The organism is Streptomyces sp. LUP47B, assembly GCF_001746295.1.
Taxonomy (GTDB): Bacteria; Actinomycetota; Actinomycetes; order Streptomycetales; family Streptomycetaceae; genus Streptomyces.
On the sequence record NZ_MJAH01000019.1, the window covers coordinates 1 to 19,615 of the forward strand.

Below are 19,615 nucleotides of genomic sequence, written 5' to 3' on the forward strand. Positions count from 1 at the left end.
GGGACCGGGCGGCCGCCGACGCGGGCGCCAGGAACAGAGCGGCCGCACGCGCGGGCTCGGCTGCCGCCGTCAGCGGCGCAGGGGACAGCGCGGCTGCCGCCGGGGGTGCGGAAAAGAGGGCGGCTGCCGCCGCGAGGCCGAGGAGGGCTGGCGTATAGGCGTACACATACCGTCGCATAAACACATGACCCTGTCGGGCGCGGGCGGTCGGCCGGGGATGCCGCTCCGGGAGGCCCGGGAAGTCCCCTCGATCAGCGGACGTCAGGCGTCGGCTCGTCCGAACAGCGGGCCCAGCACGAGCTGCGCCGCCCCGTCGGCGACCTCGCCGGGCGCGGCGCGTACGGGGACCGGCTCCTCGCCCGCGCGCCGGGCGCGCTCGTCGAGGACGGCCGCGACCCCTCGTAGGAACGCGTCCGGGGCGGTGGCCACGGTACGGCCGCCCAGCAGGACCAGGTCGATGTCGAGCAGGGCGATGAGGTTGCCGGCCGCGATGCCGAGGACGCGTGCCGCTTCGGCGAGGTCACCGCGGGCCACCGCCGCCAGGCACAGCGCCTCCACGCAACCGCGGTCACCGCAGTCGCAGGGCGGCCCGTCGAGCTGGACGACCTGGTGTCCGAACTCCCCGGCGCCGGTCCGCGCGCCCCGGTGCACGGACCCGTCGATGACGAGCCCGGCGCCGAGGCCCGTACCGAGGTGGAGATACGCGAACGACCCGCGCTCCCCCGCGACCGCGAGCCCCAGCGCGGCCGCGTTGGTGTCCTTGTCGACCACCACGGGCACCCCGAGCCGCCGCCCGAGCGCGTCCCGCAGCGGAAACCCGTCCCACTCGGGAAAGCCGGTGACGCGGTGCAGTACACCGCGGGTGTGGTCGAGCGGACCGGGGAGGGCGACGCCGACACCGAGGAGGGCGGGGAGGGACTGGTCGGAGAGGGGCCCCGCGGTGCCGGTGGCTGGCCCTGTGCCCGGACCCGCGGCCCCCGCCCCGCCCTCCTGGGCACTGGCGGATGGACCTGCATCCGGCCTCGCGTCCCCTGCCCCGCCCTCCTGGGCACCGGTGGACGAACCTTCGTCAGGCCTCACGCCCCTGGCATCCTCGCCCTCTCGGGCACCGGTGAACGAACCCGTGCCCGGACCCACCTCCCACGCCCCGCCCCACACCCCCTTCGCCAGCGTCTCGATCTCCCCCGCGACCGCCGCCACCACCGCGTCCGCCCCCGCGCCCAGGTCCAGCGCGGCGCAGCGCTCGGCCACCACCGTTCCCGCCAGATCCACCAGCACGGCTCGCAGGGCGTCCCGGTCCAGGTGGACGCCCACCGCGTGGCCGGCTCCCGGCACGAGTCGCAGTACGGTCCGCCGCTTGCCGCCCGTCGAGGCGCGGTGTCCCGCCTCCACCGCGAGGCCCTCCTCGCGGAGCCGGGCGGTGATCTTGCTGACGGCCTGGGGGGTGAGGCCCGTGCGTTCGGCGAGTTCGAGTCGGCTGATTCCCTCGGCGCCCGCGCCCCGCAGCAGGTCGAGCACGAGCGCGGTGTTGTGGCTGCGCAGGGCCAGGAGGTTGGCGCCGCCGTTCGTCCTGTTCACGTGTCCCATTCTCCGCCACGCTTGCACTTTGGCAACAGCGTTGCGAAAGTGGGAGGCATGACTGCTGCTGACCTCCGCGTGGGCCTCGTCGGTTACGGCCTCGCGGGCTCCGTCTTCCACGCCCCACTGATCGCCGCCACCGAGGGCCTCACCCTCGACACGGTGGTCACCTCGAACCCCGAGCGGCAGGAACAGGCCCGCGCCGAGTTCCCGGACGTGCGTACGGTCGCGGGCGCCGACGAGTTGTTCGCTCGCGCCGCCGACCTGGACCTGATCGTCATCGCGTCCCCCAACAAGACGCACGTCCCGCTCGCCACCACCGCCCTGAAGGCGGGCCTGCCGGTCGTGGTCGACAAGCCGATCGCGGGGACCGCGGCCGAGGCACGGCAGCTGGCGGCGCTGGCCGAGGAGCGCGGGCTGCTGCTCTCCGTCTTCCAGAACCGGCGCTGGGACAACGACTTCCTGACCCTCCGTCGGCTCCTCGACGAGGGCGAACTGGGCGACGTATGGCGCTTCGAGTCCCGTTTCGAGCGGTGGCGGCCGCAGCCCAAGGGCGGCTGGCGCGAGTCCGGCGATCCCGCAGAGGTCGGAGGTCTGCTCTACGACCTCGGCAGCCACGTCGTCGACCAGGCGCTGACCCTCTTCGGGCCCGCCGCCTCCGTGTACGCCGAGGCGGACGTCCGCCGCCCGGGCGCCGAGGTCGACGACGACACGTTCATCGCGATCACCCACGCGAGCGGCGTCCGCTCCCACCTCTACGTCTCCGCCACCACCGCCCAACTCGGCCCCCGTTTCCGGGTGCTGGGCTCCAAGGCGGGCTATGTGAAGTACGGCCTCGACCCGCAGGAGGCCGCACTGCGGGAGGGCGAGCGCCCCGGCACGGCGGCCGACTGGGGCCGGGAGCCGGAGTCGCTGTGGGGCCGGCTCGGCTCGGGCGAGTCCCCCGTGACGGGCGGCGGCAGCCCCGTCCCCACCCTTTCCGGCGACTACCCCGCTTACTATGCGGCCGTGGCCAGGGCCCTTACCGGCGACGGCACCAACCCGGTGACCGCGCTGGAGGCGGCCGCCGCCCTCGACGTACTGGAGGCGGCGCGCCGTTCGGCCCACGACGGAGTGGCGGTGGAGCTGTGACGCACAACACCGAGCTGACCCCGAAGTTCCAGCCGGAACTGACCCCGCCGCTGGAGGAGCTGGAGGCGCAGGAACGCCGCCTGGTCTTCCGGCAGTTCACGTACGAGGACGCGTGGGCCCTTGGCTCCCTGCTGGTCGAACTGGCCCGGGAGCGGCAGGCGCCGGTGGCCATCGACATCCACCGCGGCGGCCAGCAGCTCTTCCACGCCGCCCTGCCGGGCTCGGCCCCGGACAACGACGCCTGGATCGACCGCAAGCGCCGGGTCGTGGAGCGCTACGGCTCCGCCTCCTACCTGGTCGGTGCCCGCTTCCGCGCCAAGGGCAGCACCTTCGAGGAGTCCTCGCGCCTGGACCCGGACGAGTACGCGGCCCACGGCGGCTCCTTCCCCATCACGGTGGAGGGCGTGGGCGTCGTCGGCACGGTGACGGTCTCGGGCCTGCCCCAGCTCCAGGACCACCGTTTCGTGGTCGAGGCGCTGGAGGAGTTCCTGAGCAAGGACCGTTAGCCCGGGACAGGAATTATCGCCGGGGCCCGGCACGTTGGCACCTGCCATGAAGGAGACCATCGGAAAGTACGGCATCTGGAACGGCGGCGGCCTGCGTTCGGAGGACCCGTCCCACCGGGGCGAACGCGCCGACGCCGCCGCCGAGCTGGAGGAACTCGGGTTCGGCGCGATCTGGCTGGGCGGCAACAGTTCGGCCGCCAACGCCGCCCCGCTGCTCGAGGCGACCGCCCGAATCGCCGTCGGCACCAGCATCCAGAGCATCTGGGAACACGAACCCGAGGCCGCCGCCGCGAGCTTCACCGACCTGAACGCCGCCCACCCGGGCCGTTTCGTCCTGGGCCTGGGCGTCAGCCACGCCAAGATCGCCGACCAGTACCACCGCCCGTACTCGGCCCTGGTGGCCCACCTGGACGCCCTGGACGAGGCGGGAGTCCCCGCCGAGGGCCGCGTGCTGGCCGCGTTGGGGCCCAAAACCATCGAGCTGGCCCGGGACCGCGCGGCCGGCTCGATTCCGTATCTGATCACCGCGGAGCAGACGGCACGGTCCCGCGAGCTCCTGGGCGAGGCGCCCGTGCTGGCCCCGGAGCTGAAGGTCGTCCTCGAATCCGACCCCGTGAAGGCCCGGAGCGTGGCCCGCGACTACCTCGCCATCTACCTGGGCCTGCCCAACTACACCAACAACTTCCTCCGCAACGGCTTCACGGAGGACGACCTGTTGGACGGCGGCAGCGACCGCCTGGTCGACGCGGTCTACGCCTGGGGCACGGACGAGCAGATCCGCGCCCGCATCGACGAGTTCATCGAGGCGGGCGCGGACCACGTGGCCCTGCAGATCGTGGACGGACGCCCGCGCCACGAACTCCCGAGGGAGGCCTGGCGCAGGCTGGCGTCGCTGCTGGCGTGAGTGAAGTGCCTACGCGTCCTTGAACTCCTGGCGCTGACGCCCGAGCCCCGAGATCTCCAGTTCCACCACGTCCCCGGAACGGAGATAGGGCTTGGGCTCGGGCTCCCCCATCGCGACCCCGGCCGGCGTACCCGTGTTGATCACGTCACCCGGGTACAGGGTCATGAACTGGCTGACGTAGCGCACCACTTCACCGACGGGGAAGATCTGCTCGGCGGTCGTGCCGTTCTGCTTCTGCTCGCCGTTGACCCACAGCTTCAGGGACAGATCCTGCGGATCGGGAACCTCGTCCGCGGTCACCAGCCAGGGGCCCAGGGGATTGAACGTCTCGCAGTTCTTCCCCTTGTCCCACGTGCCGCCGCGCTCGATCTGGAACTCCCGCTCGGACACGTCGTGCGCCACCGCGTACCCGGCGACATGGGCGAGCCCCTCCTCCACGGACTCCAGGTAGCGCGCCGTACGTCCGATGACGACCGCCAGCTCGACCTCCCAGTCGGTCTTCACCGACCGCCGGGGCACCAGCACCGTGTCGTAGGGGCCCACCACGGTGTCCGCGGCCTTGAAGAAGATCACCGGCTCGGCGGGCGGCTCGGCCCCCGTCTCGCGCGCGTGGTCGTGGTAGTTGAGCCCGATGCAGACGATCTTCCCGATCCGGGCGATCGGCGGCCCGACGCGGAGCCCCGTGGCGTCCAGCGCGGCCAGTTCCCCGGCCTCCGCGGCCGCGCGGACCCGGCCCAGTGCCGCGTCGTCGGCGAGCAGCGTCCCGTCGATGTCGTCCACGACACCGGAGAGGTCCCGCAGGACCCCGTCGGCGTCGAGCAGCGCGGGCGTCTCCGTTCCCGCCGTACCGACTCGCAGCAGCTTCATGATCACTATCTCCCTCGATTGCGGGGCGCCCGCCGACGGGTGCAGCCATCGGATGACTGGTCGATCCTCCAAGCTGAGTGTCCACTCCGCAATACCCGGTTCACGGACTGGACCGGTCAGCGGTAGAGGACTGCCCGCTCGACCGCGGCCCACGTCGAACTGGTCACCACGTACAGCGCGGCCGCCAGCGGCACGACCGCCACGGTGAAGAGCGTGAAGAAGGACATGAACGGCATGACCTTGCTCATCGCGCCCGCTCCGGGCACCGGCTGCCCGTCCGTCACCGGCATGACCGGGTTCGCGGCCATCATCCGCTTGGTGCGGCGGTAGTTGAAGGTCGCCACCACGATCACGAACGCGAACAGGCAGACGTACACGAGCCCCGCTCCCTGGAACATCCCGCCGTCCCCGAGCGCATCGGCCCAGCGCCCGCCGAGCGGCGCGGCGAACAGCTCGTGGCCGAGCAGTTCGTTCGCCTTTCCGCCGATCGTCGTGTTGGAGAAGAGGTGGTAGAGCAGGAAGAACGCCGGCATCTGGAACATCACGGGCAGGCAGCCGGTCAGCGGTGAGACCTTCTCCTCGGCGTGCAGTTCCAGCACCGCCTTCTGGAGCTTGTCGGGGTTGCCCTTGTGTTCCTTGCGGAGCTCGGCGATCTTCGGCTGGAGCCTGGTGCGGGCCTTCTGGCCGCGGGCGGCGGCGCGGGACAGGGGGTGCACGAGCAGTCGTACGAAAGCGGTGAACAGGACGATCGCGGCGGCGGCCGCGGTGGCGCCGAAGAGGGGGTGGAGCAGGTCGGCGAGATGCTTGACCAGATCAGCGAAGACGGACATGGGTGAGCCCTCCGGGGGTCTCGTCGTGCCGGGAGTGGTGCGAGGCGGCATGACGACCCGCGCGGGGTGTCCTTGCAGGAGTGGGCCCCTACGCGACGGTCGCCGGGAGGGCGTGGCCGGGCGCTCGGGGGCGGGGGCGGCCCTTGGCGTCGGGGTCGCGTTGCGGGAGGAAGGCCGTGCGGCGGGCGCGGTCGCGGATGGCCGTACGGACCCGGGTGGGCGGTACGGCGGGCGCCGAGCGCGAGGCGATCAGCGAACAGGCGGCGAAGGCGGAGCCGGCCGCGGCGGTGGCGGCGAGCGCGACGGCGGCGGAGAGGCTGCCGGTGTCGAGCAGGACGACGTCGAGGACGAGGAGCACGAGCACGGCGGCGGGCCGCATGCTTGTCCAGCCGCGGATCACGGCACTCCCCCCTCTCCCTGTCGTCGGTCCTCCTCCGGTTATACCTGATCGACCACGATCGGCTGCAACAGCCTCTTCGGCTTGAGCAGGGCCCGGCTGACCGGATCCGCCGGGTGGGGATCGAGTCCGGGGCCCGGCAGCATCAGGACCTCGTCGAGCGGTACGACCCTGGCGCAGGCGGGGCATTCGCCGTAGGAGCCGATCTCGGTGCCGCACTCGGTGTGCTGGAAGGTGCGCAGCACGGTGTCGCCTTTGTGCTCGCGGCCCCAGCGACCCAGGGCACGCAGGGCGGGCCACAGGGCGATGGCGCGGTCGGTGACGACGTACTCGTCGCGCGGCGGGGACTCCTGGTACCGGCGCTTCTCGAGGATCCCCTCCTCGGTGAGCATCTGGAGGCGGGCGGCGAGGACTGCGCGCGGGATGCCGAGGTGGGCGAGGAAGTCGTTGTAGCGCCGGACGCCGTAGAGGGCGTCGCGGATGACGAGGAGGGTCCAGCGTTCGCCGACGATCTCCAGCGCGCTGGCGATCGAGCATTCCTGTGTCGCGTAGTCCTTGCCCAGTGCCATGACGCCACTGTAACCATTTTCCGGCTATAGGTTCAATGACTGAACTCACTCTGCTACGGTTCTCGACATGACTAGGTTCAGTGAACGAACTCTCATGGAGACGAAGGTGTCGGCCGCCCCGGCCCCGGCGTCCCCGCGCCCTTCCGCGACGCTGGCCCTGACCAGCGCCGCCACCGCCGTGGCCCTGATGACGTACACGGCTCCGGTGGTCACGCTGCCCGACGTCGTCGCCGACCTGCACACCCCGCTGTCCGCCCAGGCCTGGCTCCTGAACGGCACCCCGCTCGGCCTCGCCGCCCTCCTCCTGGTCGCCGGCAGCCTCGCCGACGACTACGGACGCCGCCGGATCTTCGTCGCGGGCACTCTTGCGCTGGGCCTCACCACGGCCCTCGGCGCCCTCACCTCGTCCACCTGGCTGTTCACCCTGGCCCGGATCGCCCAGGGCGCGGCCAGCGCGGCGCTCCTCGCGAGCAGCCTGGGCCTGATCGTCCACGCGTTCCCGTCACCAAGGGGTCGCCTGCACGCGACCGGGGTGTGGGGCGCGTTCGTGAGCGGCGGCATCGCGGTCGGTCCCCTTCTGAGCGGCGCGCTGCCGAGCTGGCGGGTGTCCTACGGCGTTCTCGGCGCCGCGGCCGTGCTCGTGGCCGCCCTGTCCGCACGGTTCCTGACGGAGTCCCGGGCCCCGCGCGGCGGCCGCCCCGACCTCGCCGGCGCCGTGACCTTCGGGCTCGCCCTGGTCGCCCTGGTGGCGGCACTGACCCTGGGCCGGGACGGCTGGCTGCGGGCACCGGTCGAGCTGTTGCTGCTGGCGTCCGTGGTCCTGCTGGCCGCATTCGTCGCGGTGGAGCGGCGCTCCCGGACCCCCATGATCGACCTCGGCCTGCTGCGCCACCGCCGGTTCCTCGCGTCCTCCTCCAGTGGCCTGTTCACGGGCCTCGCGGTGATCGGCCTGTTCAGCTTCCTCCCCGCCCTCCTCCAGCAGACGGTCGGCCTGTCCGCGATGGACACCGCCTGGCTCTTCCTCCTGTGGTCCGGCCTGTCCTTCGCGGTGGCCCTCCAGGCCCGGCGCCTGGCCGGCCGCGTGCCGCCGCGATGGCAGCTCGCGATCGGCTTCCTGCTGCACGCGGCGGGCGTCCTGACCATGCTGGGCTCGCTGGACGCCGGTTCCTGGGTGCGGCTGCTCCCCGGCCTCGTGGTGGCCGGCATCGGCAGCGGCCTGCTGAACGCGGCACTCCCGCTGCTCGCCGTGGAGTCCGTCCCGGCCGCACGGGCGGCGATGGGATCGGGCGCCCAGCAGACCTTCCGCTACATCGGCTCCTGCGCCGGAGTCGCCCTGACCATCGCCATCGCCACCTCCTCCGGCAGCGGCCTCGCCCACGGCGCGGACATCGCGATGGTGGTGTCGGCGGTACTGGCCCTGGTGGCGGCGGCGAGCGTGGTGGCACTGCGGGAGCAGTGAGCCCCCTGCTCGCGGTGGAGTCCGTCCCGGCCGCACGGGCGGCGATGGGATCGGGCGCCCAGCAGACCTTCCGCTACATCGGCTCGTGCGCCGGAGTCGCCCTGACGATCGCCATCGCCACGTCCTCCGGCAGCGGCCTCGCCCACGGCGCGGACATCGCGATGGTGGTGTCGGCAGTACTGGCCCTGGTGGCGGCGGCGAGCGTGGTGGCACTGCGAGAGCAGTGAACCCCCTCAACGCGGCCGCCCCGCTGCTCGCCGTGCAGCCCATCCCCGCCGCCCGGGCCGCGACGGGCTCGAGCGCCCAGCAGACCTTCCGCCACATCGGCTCGTGCGCCGGAGTCGCCCTGACGATCGCGATCGCCGCCGCCAGTGCCAGCACGTGATGGCGCTGCGAGAGCAATGAGGAGCGCCTCAACGCGGCCGCATCGACACCAGCTTGCCCCACACCACCAGCCGGTACCGGGACGTGTACTCCGGGGTGCACGTGGTGAGGGTGAGGTAGTAACCGGGCGCGGTGTAGCCGTAGGTGGGGTGGACCGTCGAGCGCGGGACCGGGCGGATCACTCCCGAGTCGCGGGCCGAGGTCTGGCGGAGGGTCTTGTCCACGGCGTACGTGAAGACCGCGCTCCGCGTCTCCACCCGGACGGTGTCCCCGGGCGCGAGGCGGTTGATGTACCGGAAGGGCTCGCCGTGGGTGTTGCGGTGCCCGGCGAGCGCGAAGTTCCCGGCCCGGCCCGGCTGTCCGGCGCCGGGGTAGTGGCCGACGTACCCCTTGTTGAGCACGCTCCGCTTGCCGACGCCCTCGGCGACGGGGACGCGGAGGTGGAGACGGGGGACGGTGAGGATGGCGTACGCCTGGGACCGGCCCGAGGTCAGGTCGGCGGGGTCCGGCACGGCGGCGCGGAGATCCCGCCCGGCGCGGGCGCCCGGGGACGCCGTAGGCGCCGTAGAAGAGGACGCGGACGGGGACCCGGAGCCGGCGGCCGTACCCGAATCCGCTCCCCCGCCCCGCCCCCACTCCCGCTCCAGCGCCTCGACCCCGTGCCGAGCGCCCTCCTTGGCCTCCCGGTTGGTCCACCACAGCTGGTGCACGACGAGCAGCAGCAGGACGACGCCCGCGGTGACCAGGAGTTCGCCGCCGGTCCACACCGCGCGGCGGCGACGCTCGCGCCGGCGCCGGGCTCCGTGGTGCATGACGCGCTGCCGCATACCTCACGCCTCCTCGGCACACCTCCTCGGACGGGGCCGCCCGCACGATAAGGGCCGGGCCTTCAACTCACCAGTGCCGAACGCCTCATAGAGCCGGCGGAGCAGTCGACGCGTCCGGCATACCGAACCTCCCCGCAGAACTTCCTCCACAGGTTTTAGGAAGGGCTGTCAGAACTCTCGACAACCCCACTGGCCACACCCGATGCTTCGTCGTGGCATGAACGGGGCAGGCCACGACGCGGGTCAGAAGGCCGCGTCGATCCATCGGAGTTCGGAGTAGCCATGATCCGACGCAGAACGCTGCTGACAGCCGCAGGAGGCACCCTCCTCGGCAGCGCGCTGGCCACCGGTACCGCCCGTGCGGACGCAACGATCGCGGTCAGCCCGGGGACGTCGTACGGCACTTGGGAGGGCTGGGGCACCTCCCTGGCCTGGTGGGCCAACGTGTTCGGCGCCCGGGACGACTTCGCCGACATCTTCTTCACCACCAAGTCGACGTCCTACAACGGCACTTCACTCCCCGGCCTCGGCCTCAACATCGCCCGCTACAACCTGGGCGCCTCCAGCTGGAACTCCGTGGGCGGCACGTCGATGACCGCCTCGCCGAACATCCCCGCCTTCAAGCAGATCGAGGGCTTCTGGCAGGACTGGAACAACGAGGACCCGACGTCGTCGGCGTGGGACTGGACGGCGGACGCGAACCAGCGGGCGATGCTGGTGAAGGCGACGGCGCGAGGTGCGACCTCGGAGCTCTTCGCGAACTCCCCCATGTGGTGGATGTGCCTGAACCACAACCCCTCCGGCGCCTCCGACGGCGGCAACAACCTCCAGTCCTGGAACTACCGCCAGCACGCCTCTCACCTGGCGGCCACGGCGCTGTACGCCAAGAACAACTGGGGCGTGAACTTCTCGACGGTCGACGCCTTCAACGAGCCCTCCTCGTCCTGGTGGACGGCGACCGGCACGCAGGAGGGCTGCCACATGGACGCGACGGTCCAGTCGGCCGTACTGCCGTACCTGCGCAGCGAGTTGAACAACCGCGGCCTGACCGGCGTGAAGATCTCGGCCTCCGACGAGACGAGTTACGACCTCGCCCGCACCACCTGGAACTCCTTCAGCTCGACGACGAAGGGGTACGTGAACCGGGTCAACGTCCACGGCTACCAGGGCTCGGGCGGCCGCCGGGACCTCCTCTACACGGACGTGGTGACCACGGCCGGCAAGGCCCTGTGGAACTCCGAGACCGGCGACAGCGACGGCACCGGCTACACCATGGCCTTCAACCTCCTCTACGACTTCCGCTGGCTGCACCCCACGGCCTGGGTCTACTGGCAGGTCATGGACCCGTCGACGGGCTGGGCGATGATCGCGTACGACGAGAGCACCCTCCAGCCGGCCGCGGTCCAGACGAAGTACTACGTCATGGCCCAGTTCGCCCGGCACATCCGCCCCGGGATGAAGATCATCGACACGGGCGTGAGCAACGCGGTCGCGGCCTACGACTCCTCGGCCAAGCGCCTGGTCATCGTGGCCCTCAACACCTCCACGTCGGCCCAGACCCTGACGTTCGACCTGTCGAAGTTCACGACGGTCACGGGCGGCTCCGGCGGCCTGGTCCCGCGCTGGAACACGGTGACGACGGGCGGCGACAAGTACGTGTCGTACTCCAACACCTTCCTGAGCGGAAAGACGGTGGCCGTGCCGTTCGCGGCGAAGGCTGTGCAGACCCTGCAGATCGACGGCGTGACGATCTGAGGCGGTGGTGCGGGCCGGGCCCTGGCCTCTTCTCCCGTTAACCGGGCCCTGGCCTGCACCTCCCTCTTCTTTGCCACTGATCGGCAGTACGGTGTCACCCATGCGCCCCGACACGCCTGCCGAGAACGTCGACCACAACGCCGAAGCGGCGCGCCTGGAGCGGACCGCCGACCGGTATCCCGAGGACGCCGAAGCCCTGCTCCTGCAGGCCGCGGCCCATCTGGAACTGGCCGGCGACCGCCCCGCCGCGTCCTCCCTCTACGACCGGTTGCTGTCCTCGTCCCAGAGCCTGGAGAACCCCCACCTGGTACGAGCCCTCAAGGCCGCGAACCTCTGGGAGTACGGCCACGAGGCCGAGGCCCGCGCCATCATCGAGGGCGTCCGCGTGGCGGCCCCCCGGGACCCGGCCCCCTGGGTGATCGTCGCGGAGGCCCTGGAGTCCCACGACGAGCTGGAGCAGGCGCAGGAGACGTTCACGGACGGGGCCCGCGTGCTCCTGACGGACGTGGCGGAGCCCCCGTACTCCACGCATCCGCTGCTGTTCGGCCGTCACCGCGTCCGCCGCATGCTGGGCCTGGCCCACGACGACTGGGACGTGCTGGCGGACACCCTCCACACCTCCCCGGTCTCCCTTGACGAGCTGCACGACCCGAAGCGCGTCTGGTCGCTCGGCTCGGAGAACCCGGCGGAACTGGAGGCGGAGATCTCCCGCCTGCGCGCGGAACTCGGCACGTTCAGGGAGGCGCTGTCCCGCCCGTTCCCGGTGGCGGTCCTGCACTGGCCCGCCTCCGAACTGGCGGAGCTGGTGGACGCCTACCCGTCCCTCTCCTCGGAGTACCCCTCCCACGAGGAGCACCTGGCGACGATAGAGGCCTCCCTGCGCGAACTGTCCGCCTCCGGCACGCCGAACCTCGGCATCGTGACGGGCACGGTCCCGTCGTACGAGGCCTTCGCGGCATCGGAGCTCATGTCCCCGGCGGAGGCGACACTGCTCCCCCAGTACGCGACGACCCTGGCGGCCCGGGGCCGCGCGGTGGAGTGGCCGCCACAGCGGGGGACGGCTTGCTGGTGCGGGTCGGGGCGGGTTTATGGGGAGTGCCACGGGGAGTGACGTGGTGAGGGGGCCGGGTTGATTCCTCGGCCCCCTGCTGTCTGAGTTGGGCGAAGCACCACCACCCGAGGCACAGGCGCGCCCCCACCGGTGGCCAGTCGCTGAGCAAACCCGGCGTGCGTGCCACCGAGACGCGACCGCGCACCTCCACACCGGACCACATGGCAGCCAACGGGTCCTCCAACTCACCTGGGCCACCCATCCCTCCGGGCCGCCCGCTCGCTTCTCCCCCGTGCTGGAGCCGACTGGGTCAAGGGTCGGCCGCAGGCCGATCGCCGCAGGGAGCGCCCTTGAGGCAGTGTGCGGAAGCACGACACTGACCAAGAAGCGGGCGGCCCGACGGCAACGACCCGACAATCGGGACCGCCAACGCCCGAACCACCCCACCGTAGGCATTGCCCAGACCAGAGCGGCGCAAAGTGTGCGTCACCCCTTGCTTCGCAAACGTAAAAGTTCCTTTCTGGGGGGCTCTCCTCCAAGGATGCTGGCCGTCGCGGCGTCTTTTCGAACGGGGAGTGGGATGGGCGGGCAGTTCGGGGTGGACCCCGACACACTGACGGACCTGGCGAGCAGGCTCGACAGGGAAGCTTCGGGCCTTGCCGGGCCGATCCGGACGTTCTCGGGGAGCACCGCGGAGATCGGGGACGCGTTCGGACTGCTCGGAGCCTGTGACGGGGCAGCGGAGAAGTACCGCCAACTCCTGGAGAACACGGCCAAGGCGCTCGGACACCTTCCGGACGTCCTGAGCAGCGACGCCGACCGGCTGCGGCTGAACGCCACCCACTACGCGCACTCGGACCAGACCGCGCTCGGTTATCTGCATACCGCGGCCCGCACCTTGGGCGGCCCCGCGTGAGCGTCAACGGCTGGATCGACGGCAAGGTCCTGGACATCCTCCAGGCGTCCGGCGTGAAACTGCCGGGCGGCGACGGCGACACGCTCCGCTCCATAGCCCGTTCCTGGGACGCCATGGGCACCGAACTGGCGGACGTCGTACGGGCCGTGGACTCCGCGATCGCGGGGGTCGACCGGCAGGGCTGGCACGGGGCCGCGCGGAACGCCTTCGAGAAGCACTGGGGTGAACAGAAGCAGGTCATCCAGGAGATCGCGGGCAACTTCCATCACGTGGCCGACGGGCTGCGGTCCTACGCCGACGAGATCGACGGGATCAACAAGGAGATCATCGACATCTGCGTCGAGATCGCCGAGATGGAGATCGCCGGGGTCGCCCTGTCGTTCTTCACCGGATTCGTCTCCGACCTCGTCGCGAACACCGCCGTGGCAGCACGGGTCGCCCGGGTCGTCGACCTGGTGAAGCTCTTCTCCTCAGCGGCGGAGAAGGTGGCCGCCCTGATCGAGAGGTTCTGCGTTCTCACCGAGGAGTCGGCCGCCTTCGTGGAGAAGATGCTCACGACCGGGGCCGAATTCCTCGGAGACCTCTCCAAGAAGGGACTCCAAGGCTTCGCCACGAACTTCGTCGCCGACTCGGCCAGCATGATGGGCAGCCAGGCGCTCAGCGGCCAGCCGGTCACCGTGGGCCAGGACCTCTCCACGAGCAGCAAGGAGGCCTTGGGCACAGCCGCGTTCACCGCAGGGGGCGCGTCACTGGCGGAAGGCGCCCACCTGACGGGCGCGGTCGGCAAGGTGCTGAGCGGCGAAGGCCGGGCCGGCAACGCCGCCAACGGCGCGCTCGGCAACATCAGCGGCGGCCTCACGGCCGACCTGTGGAACCACGTGAGCGGTGCGACCGTGGCGGACGACGCGCTGACCAACGCGGTGACCGGGGCCACGGGGAACGCCTCCAACGATGCCCGCTTGCGTCATCTGGAGGAGCACGGTGGCCTCGGGGGCGAGCACCTCAGCGACCAGGGGCGCCTCGCCGACTCGGCGTATCGGAACTCCTCCGCCACCGGCCTCAACACGGCGGTCTACGCGGCGGGCGCCGGCATCGAGTCGGATGTCCAGGGTCTGGCCAAGGACATCGACAACGAGAGCGAGTGAACAGTGCACGGTGGGCTCGGGGACATGATCCTCGCGGGGGTCGCGCACAACAATCCGGACCACACCTCCGGCTGGAGGAGCTTCTTCGCGGCGTTGATCGTGATCGCCGGGGGTGCGTTCGTGCTCGCGGGTGCGGTCGCGGGGATCACCGCATGGCGTGGCGCGCAGCGGCCCGGCGCAAGGAGCCTGCGGGGTGCGCTGTTCGCCACGACAGGGCTCTTCGTGGCGGTGGGCCTGGCGATCGGCGCGATCGGCGTGTGGATGTACTGAGCGGCGCCACCGAGTGAGACACCGCTCAGCGCATGGGCCTCGGGGCCGGGAGGTTCGGTTCGGTTCGGTTCAACGACGTCGGATCAGCCGCACCGGATGTCCGGCGTGCTGAGGGTGTACTTCACCCCGCCCCGGACCAGCGACCCGCTCAGGTGGATGCACTCGTTGGTCGCATCGAACCAGGTGTAGAGCGGCCCGGCGTAGTAGTGGTAGTTCTGCGGGTGCTCCGGCGGCGGGTCGGCGACGTAGTCACCGCTCTCGTCGTGGAGGTACAGCGTGATGTTGGACGCCAGACCGTCGTAAGGGCTGGAGAAGAACTTCGCGCAGTTCCGCTTGGTCGAGGCGTTCCAGTAGGTGCGCGCGTACCCGCCCCCGTTGCTCCCCGAAGGGCTCTTGGCCCAGTAGGACTTGCCGTCCCAGCTGCCGCTGCACTCAACGGCCGCGGGAGCGGCGGCAGTTGTCGCCCCGCCCGGTGCCGCCTGCGCGGTCGGCGCGGCGACCAGACCGAGCATCAGAGCCATGACACCGAGGCCGAGCAGCTGTGTTCTCCGTAAACGCTTCATCCGCAACTCCTGTGGTGAGATGTCGCTAATCCGGTACATGACAGATGGCACTCGAAATGCTCCGCTTGTCGCGGCGCCAACACCCGGCTTTTCACGAAATCTCCGCCGTATCGGACCGACGAACGGACGCCTCCACCTCGCCGATCAACCAGCCCTCATCGCATCCGAGATGGACTTGACCCCACCGTGCACGGTGAGCCCCCCGTCCACGGGAATCTCCGCACCGGTGATGAACGACGACTCGTCACTCAGCAGGAACACCACAAGCGGAGCGATGTCGTCAACGGTCCCGCTCCGCCCCAACGGCGTCTCCCCGATGGTCGCGTCCCGGAAAGCGTCCGTAGCCCCGGCGGTCATCTCGGTCTCGATGTACCCGGGATGCACGGTATTGACCCGAATCCCCCGAGGCCCCAGCTCCATGGCGGCAACCTTCGACACCCCGCGCAAGGCCCACTTGCTGGCGGTGTAGGCGACCGGGTAGTACCCGGTAAGCGCAGCGGACGACCCGACATTCACGATGGACGCCCCCCTCGTCATCAGCGGGGACAGGTACTGGATCCCGAGCAACGGCCCTACGGTATTCACGGCCTGCACCTGCGCGAAGTCCTCGGCCCGAACACTGTCGATCCGATCCCGCTGAATGATCCCGGCGTTGTTGACCAGCCCATGCACCTGGCCGTGGGCCTCCTTGAGCTCGGCGGCGAGCTCAGCCCAGTCACCCTCACGGCTGACATCAAGCCGACGGCACTCACTGCCCTCCGGCCGCGCATCGGTTCCGATCACGGTGGCCCCCGCCAGGGCCAAGGCGGCAGCCTCGGCAGCCCCCTGCCCGCGAGCCGCTCCGGTAACAACGACGACCTTGCCGGCCAACCGCTGGGCCTGCTGATCACTTTCGGAGATCCGAGTCATGGCGGAAACATAGCCGTGGCGGGTAAGCATCCCCTTCCCGCAAGCCTCTTCCCCTTACTCGGCGATCTGTCAGCAACCCACCTGTGCCGCAAACGGCTCGGCATGCGTCGGCACCGACGCCACCAACGCGATCCACGACCCATCCGCGAACGCCAACTCGAAGCGGCCTCGTTGGAGCACACCCTTAGGATTCGCGCGGACACCGACGATGGCAGTTCGTGGCGCCTCTCCTGCAGGTCGTCCCCCGTTGGGGCCTGCCAGGCCGTGGCGCGATCTCACCGTCCACCGCCTGAAAATGATCACTTTTCTGCGCGACGCCTTCGATTGTCAGTGGTTGCTGTTAGAACTGATCCCTATCGGTGGGAGAGATCGAAGGAGCAGTCGTGGCGGATGCGGGGGACCCGACGCAGTTGGGCGAGGGCGTCTACGAAAAGCTCGTCACACAGGATCTTCACGACCAAATGGTGGGCCTCGAAGCCGCAGGGTGGAAGGCCATCGACGCGGAGGTGAGCAAGGAATCCACGCCCCACGTACTGGCCCGACACATCGGTGAGGCTGTGGGACGCAGGTTGGCCCAACTCCCCCAGAAGGAGCAGGTGGCCGTCGCCAACCACATCATGCAGTCGTTGGCAGCCAGCGCACCCGACCCGGACGAGGACGGGATCAGCAGCACCATCGCCGATGGTCCTCGCCAGTTGCTAGCCGTCGCCGAACCAGAGGCCCCTGGCGTATACGCGATCCGCCCACTGACGCCCCTCTCCGAGACGGCTCTGATCACCAACGCTCCTGACGACCCCAATCTGGGCGCCGAACTGCGGGCGGAACTTGCGACGGCCAACCGCATCGACTTGTTGTGCGCATTCGTCAAGTGGCACGGCATAAGGGTGCTCGAAGATTCCCTCCGCGCGGCGACGGAGCGGGGAGCCAAAATCCGGGTCATCACGACCACCTATATCGGAGCCACAGACCGCCACGCCGTGGACCGCCTGGTGCGAGAATTCGGCGCCGAGGTCAAGGTCAATTACGAGATCCGATCGACGCGACTTCATGCGAAGGCCTGGTTGTTCCGTCGTAATACCGGCTTCAATACGGCCTACGTTGGCAGCTCCAACCTGTCCAAGGCCGCGCTGCTGGACGGTCTGGAGTGGAACGTAAGGCTGTCGTCGGTCGCCACCCCCCGAGTGCTCGACAAGTTCGAGGCGACATTCGACGCGTACTGGAATGACTCCTCCTTCGAGTCGTACGACCCCGATGAGGACGGCGAGAGACTGACGGATGCGCTGGCCCGGGCAGGCGGAGGCGGGTCAGGCGACGACCTCAAGATCAACCTTTCCGGACTCGAAGTACAGCCGTTCCCGCACCAGCGGGACATGCTGGAACGCCTTCGCGTCGAACGCGCGATTCGCGACCACCACGAGAACCTCCTGGTCGCGGCGACCGGCACCGGCAAGACCGTCATGGCGGCTTTGGACTACCGCACCATGCGTGACCAGCAGGCGGGAGAACTCCCCCGGCTACTTTTCGTCGCACATCGCAAGGAGATCCTGAAGCAATCTCTGCGCACCTACCAAGAGGTACTCGCCAACGCTTCCTTCGGCGAGTTGCTCTTCAACGGCCAGGAACCCAGCGAATGGACTCACGTCTTCGCCAGCGTCCAGTCCCTCAACCTCCAGCGCCTGGAACAGCTCGCACCAGACCACTTCGACGTGATCGTCATCGACGAATTCCACCACGCCACGGCGGGCACATACCGCCGCGTCCTGGACCACTTCAAGCCGACGGAGTTGCTCGGTCTCACCGCGACGCCGGAGAGGATGGACGGGCTCAACGTCCAAGACGAATTCTTTGACGGCCGGATCGCTGCCGAAATGCGACTATGGGAGGCGCTCGAAGCCGACCTATTGTGCCCTTTCCACTACTTCGGAATCCCGGATGGCACGGATCTGGCTCAGCTGAATTGGCGTGCGGGTTCCTACGATCGGGACGAGCTCAGCAATGTCTACACGGCTAGTGACGCTCGGGCTCTCATCGTCATCAAGCAGGTCAAAGACAAGATCGCCAACCCTGCGGCCATGCGGGCCTTGGGTTTCTGCGTGACCAAAGCGCACGCGCACTTCATGGCGAGGCAGTTCGAGAAGGTCGGATTCCAGGCTGCGGCTCTCGACAGTGACTCGACTGCCGCAGAGCGGGAGCGGACACTGAAGGATCTCAAGGACGGCAAGATCCAAGTCATCTTCTCGGTGGACTTGTTCAACGAGGGCCTGGACATCCCCGACGTCGACACCCTCCTTCTTCTGCGCCCCACGAACAGCGCAACCGTCTTCTTGCAGCAACTAGGGCGCGGTCTTCGCCGTACGCCGAACAAACCAGTGCTGACGGTTCTTGACTTCATCGGCCAGCACCGGGCCGAGTTCCGCTTCGAGGAGCAGTTCCGCGCGCTGACGAACCTGTCTCGCAACCGACTGGTCGACAGCATCGAGCGCGACTTCCCCCACCTCCCCTCCGGCTGCCAGATCATCTTGGAGGGGAAGTCCAAGAAACTCGTGCTCGACAACATCCGCACGCAGCTCAACGCCACCATCAACACGCTCGCCAAGGAAGTCAGGGACTACAGCACGCCCACGCTCGATGCCTATCTGCGCGAGAGCAGGCGGGACATCAAGGAGCTCTACAAGAGCGACAACTCGTGGACCAAGGTCCTGCGTAAGGCGGGCGTCGTGAAGGAGGCCCCGCTGCCCGGCGAAGAGGACCTCCTCAAGCGCGTCCACGCTTTTCTCCACGTCGACGATCCCGAACGGGCCCAGATGTATCTGCGCCTACTCGCCGACGACGCCCCCGATTACGACTCCCTCACCCACGCCGAACAGGCATACGCCCGCATGCTCTTCTTCAACTTGTGGGACAAGGCGGGCGGCTTCTCCGGCTACCGGGACGGCCTCGAATCCCTGCGAGCTCAGCGACTTCTCCGGGACGAACTCCAGCAGGTGCTGTCGTATGTCCTCGACCGCACCGACCACTTCCCCATCGCCCTTGAAGGGCTGCTCAGCCACCTCCCCCTGAAGATCCACAGCGCGTACAACCGTTCCGAGGTCTTGGCCGCATTGGGGGTTGCACGCCTGGGTGGACAAATGCCCGGAGTCTTCAGCCAAGGCGTGAGCTGGATCGAGGAGATCCAGACGGACGCCCTGCTGATCACCCTGGAGAAGAACGAGCGGGACTTCTCTCCCAGCGTCCGTTACAAGGACTACGCCATCAGCCCCACCCGCTTCCACTGGGAGTCGCAGGGCAACACACCGGAGAATTCCCCGACAGGTCTCCGCTACCAGCGCCACAAGCAGCAAGGAAGCCACATCCTGCTCTTCCTCCGCCGCTACAAGCGCAACGCCATCGGCAAGTCGGAACCGTGGATGTTCCTGGGCCCGGCCACCTACGTGGATCACGCCGGCAGCAAGCCGATGGCGATCACATGGGACCTCCATCACGAGCTCCCGGCCGATGTCTGGACGTACTCGACCATTGCAGCAGGATAGCCACGGAGGATTAAAGCCACCATC

18 protein-coding genes and 2 pseudogenes are annotated in these 19,615 nt (G+C 69.5%); 12 read left to right on the forward strand and 8 right to left on the reverse strand.

The annotated features are described in order from the left end of the window. Positions 1 to 261: 261 nt before the first annotated feature. Positions 262 to 1,587, reverse strand: a complete 1,326-nt coding sequence (locus BFN33_RS40520) for an ROK family transcriptional regulator (RefSeq protein WP_069765232.1) — start codon at positions 1,585 to 1,587, stop codon at positions 262 to 264. A 48-nt stretch (positions 1,588 to 1,635) separates the two neighbouring features. On the opposite strand from BFN33_RS40520, the gene BFN33_RS40525 reads away from it, so the two are divergent. From BFN33_RS40525 to BFN33_RS40535, 3 genes are read left to right on the forward strand one after another with little or no spacing between them, the layout of a single operon-like run. After that, positions 1,636 to 2,709 (forward strand): Gfo/Idh/MocA family oxidoreductase, encoded by a 1,074-nt coding sequence (locus BFN33_RS40525; protein WP_069765233.1) that lies wholly within the window; start codon positions 1,636 to 1,638, stop codon positions 2,707 to 2,709. Beyond that, complete coding sequence (locus tag BFN33_RS40530) at positions 2,706 to 3,215, forward strand: heme-degrading domain-containing protein (protein ID WP_069765234.1); 510 nt, start codon at positions 2,706 to 2,708, stop codon at positions 3,213 to 3,215. Before BFN33_RS40525 ends, BFN33_RS40530 begins: the two co-directional genes overlap by 4 nt. A gap of 46 nt (positions 3,216 to 3,261) precedes the next feature. Next, positions 3,262 to 4,119, forward strand: coding sequence for an LLM class F420-dependent oxidoreductase (locus BFN33_RS40535; protein ID WP_069765235.1), 858 nt, complete (start codon positions 3,262 to 3,264; stop codon positions 4,117 to 4,119). A 9-nt stretch (positions 4,120 to 4,128) separates the two neighbouring features. Here BFN33_RS40535 and BFN33_RS40540 read toward each other — a convergent pair whose 3' ends face one another. The 4 genes from BFN33_RS40540 to BFN33_RS40555 all read right to left on the reverse strand — a co-directional run bounded on the left by BFN33_RS40540 (position 4,129) and on the right by BFN33_RS40555 (position 6,782). Further along, the gene (locus BFN33_RS40540; RefSeq protein ID WP_069765354.1) at positions 4,129 to 4,986 is read right to left on the reverse strand and encodes a fumarylacetoacetate hydrolase family protein; all 858 of its coding nucleotides are present in this window, start codon (positions 4,984 to 4,986) and stop codon (positions 4,129 to 4,131) included. A 116-nt stretch (positions 4,987 to 5,102) separates the two neighbouring features. Then, positions 5,103 to 5,816 carry a YidC/Oxa1 family membrane protein insertase gene (locus BFN33_RS40545; protein ID WP_069765236.1) on the reverse strand — a complete coding sequence of 238 codons (714 nt, stop codon included), beginning with the start codon at positions 5,814 to 5,816 and terminating at the stop codon, positions 5,103 to 5,105. Positions 5,817 to 5,904: 88 nt separating this feature from the next. After that, complete coding sequence (locus BFN33_RS40550) at positions 5,905 to 6,195, reverse strand: DUF6412 domain-containing protein (protein ID WP_088245493.1); 291 nt, start codon at positions 6,193 to 6,195, stop codon at positions 5,905 to 5,907. Between the two features lie 59 nt (positions 6,196 to 6,254). Further along, complete coding sequence (locus BFN33_RS40555; RefSeq protein ID WP_069765238.1) at positions 6,255 to 6,782, reverse strand: helix-turn-helix domain-containing protein; 528 nt, start codon at positions 6,780 to 6,782, stop codon at positions 6,255 to 6,257. A 67-nt stretch (positions 6,783 to 6,849) separates the two neighbouring features. Here BFN33_RS40555 and BFN33_RS40560 point away from each other — a divergent pair, with 67 nt between their 5' ends. From BFN33_RS40560 to BFN33_RS52355, 3 genes and pseudogenes are all read left to right on the forward strand, one after another. Further along, a complete protein-coding gene (locus BFN33_RS40560; RefSeq protein WP_069765239.1) occupies positions 6,850 to 8,241 on the forward strand; it encodes an MFS transporter in 1,392 nt (463 codons plus the stop codon). Positions 8,242 to 8,243: 2 nt separating this feature from the next. Then, positions 8,244 to 8,468, forward strand: a pseudogene (locus BFN33_RS40565) (MFS transporter); the annotation flags it as partial. Between the two features lie 5 nt (positions 8,469 to 8,473). Next, a pseudogene (locus BFN33_RS52355) lies at positions 8,474 to 8,614 on the forward strand (MFS transporter); the annotation flags it as partial. Between the two features lie 40 nt (positions 8,615 to 8,654). Here BFN33_RS52355 and BFN33_RS40570 read toward each other — a convergent pair. After that, positions 8,655 to 9,452, reverse strand: coding sequence for a class E sortase (locus BFN33_RS40570; RefSeq protein ID WP_069765241.1), 798 nt, complete (start codon positions 9,450 to 9,452; stop codon positions 8,655 to 8,657). Positions 9,453 to 9,734: 282 nt separating this feature from the next. Here BFN33_RS40570 and BFN33_RS40575 point away from each other — a divergent pair, with 282 nt between their 5' ends. The 5 genes from BFN33_RS40575 to BFN33_RS40595 all read left to right on the forward strand — a co-directional run bounded on the left by BFN33_RS40575 (position 9,735) and on the right by BFN33_RS40595 (position 14,589). Beyond that, the gene (locus BFN33_RS40575; RefSeq protein ID WP_069765242.1) at positions 9,735 to 11,207 is read left to right on the forward strand and encodes a beta-1,6-galactanase; all 1,473 of its coding nucleotides are present in this window, start codon (positions 9,735 to 9,737) and stop codon (positions 11,205 to 11,207) included. 100 nt (positions 11,208 to 11,307) lie between these two features. Further along, positions 11,308 to 12,318, forward strand: a complete 1,011-nt coding sequence (locus tag BFN33_RS40580; protein WP_069765243.1) for an SEC-C domain-containing protein — start codon at positions 11,308 to 11,310, stop codon at positions 12,316 to 12,318. A 520-nt stretch (positions 12,319 to 12,838) separates the two neighbouring features. Next, positions 12,839 to 13,174, forward strand: coding sequence for a WXG100 family type VII secretion target (locus tag BFN33_RS40585; RefSeq protein WP_256123008.1), 336 nt, complete (start codon positions 12,839 to 12,841; stop codon positions 13,172 to 13,174). Beyond that, positions 13,171 to 14,319, forward strand: coding sequence for a WXG100 family type VII secretion target (locus BFN33_RS40590; protein ID WP_069765245.1), 1,149 nt, complete (start codon positions 13,171 to 13,173; stop codon positions 14,317 to 14,319). The genes BFN33_RS40585 and BFN33_RS40590 overlap by 4 nt, the downstream gene beginning before the upstream one ends. Before the next feature lie 24 nt (positions 14,320 to 14,343). Then, positions 14,344 to 14,589 carry a hypothetical protein gene (locus BFN33_RS40595; RefSeq protein WP_069765246.1) on the forward strand — a complete coding sequence of 82 codons (246 nt, stop codon included), beginning with the start codon at positions 14,344 to 14,346 and terminating at the stop codon, positions 14,587 to 14,589. Between the two features lie 83 nt (positions 14,590 to 14,672). Here BFN33_RS40595 and BFN33_RS40600 read toward each other — a convergent pair whose 3' ends face one another. Both BFN33_RS40600 and BFN33_RS40605 read right to left on the reverse strand, forming a co-directional pair. After that, the gene (locus tag BFN33_RS40600; RefSeq protein WP_256123009.1) at positions 14,673 to 15,152 is read right to left on the reverse strand and encodes a hypothetical protein; all 480 of its coding nucleotides are present in this window, start codon (positions 15,150 to 15,152) and stop codon (positions 14,673 to 14,675) included. A gap of 144 nt (positions 15,153 to 15,296) precedes the next feature. Further along, the gene (locus BFN33_RS40605; protein WP_069765356.1) at positions 15,297 to 16,061 is read right to left on the reverse strand and encodes an SDR family NAD(P)-dependent oxidoreductase; all 765 of its coding nucleotides are present in this window, start codon (positions 16,059 to 16,061) and stop codon (positions 15,297 to 15,299) included. Between the two features lie 383 nt (positions 16,062 to 16,444). Here BFN33_RS40605 and BFN33_RS40610 point away from each other — a divergent pair, with 383 nt between their 5' ends. After that, positions 16,445 to 19,591: a DUF3427 domain-containing protein gene (locus BFN33_RS40610; protein WP_370743361.1), complete on the forward strand. Its 3,147-nt coding sequence runs from the start codon at positions 16,445 to 16,447 to the stop codon at positions 19,589 to 19,591. The last annotated feature ends 24 nt before the right edge of the window (positions 19,592 to 19,615 follow it).